The following is a 335-nucleotide window of genomic DNA, read 5'->3' on the forward strand; positions in this document are numbered from 1 at the left end:
CGCTTCAGCACGCTGCCCGCGCCGGTGGGCAACGTTGAGCGAGCTTTCTTCGTCTTTGCCATCATCGATGTCCTGCGTTTCAATTCGCACCGATTCTACTCGTCCTCGTTAATGCGACAGAGCCCACCTGCCGCTGCACAAGCTGTTCAACTATATGCTGCTGGCGCTGTACATGGGATGTCAGTGGAAGATGCTGCCGATCGAGAAGAATGAGCTTCCCCTGAAATTTCGCCTTCCAGCAGGTCGCGTATAAACTCGACCCAAAGGAAGGAAAGAAGAGATGTTCAAGGTACCGCACCAGGTGTACACGGCAGAGTTCAAAGAAGCGGCCGTGC

General features: G+C 54.6%; 1 protein-coding gene. It reads left to right on the forward strand.

The annotated features are described in order from the left end of the window. The coding region (locus GWC77_RS29355) for a hypothetical protein (protein WP_217283476.1) at positions 1-213 on the forward strand (213 nt) is incomplete at its 5' end. Between the last annotated feature and the right edge of the window lie 122 nt (positions 214-335).

The sequence above is a fragment of the Paraburkholderia sp. NMBU_R16 genome, assembly GCF_013282575.1.
Classification (GTDB): Bacteria; Pseudomonadota; Gammaproteobacteria; order Burkholderiales; family Burkholderiaceae; genus Trinickia.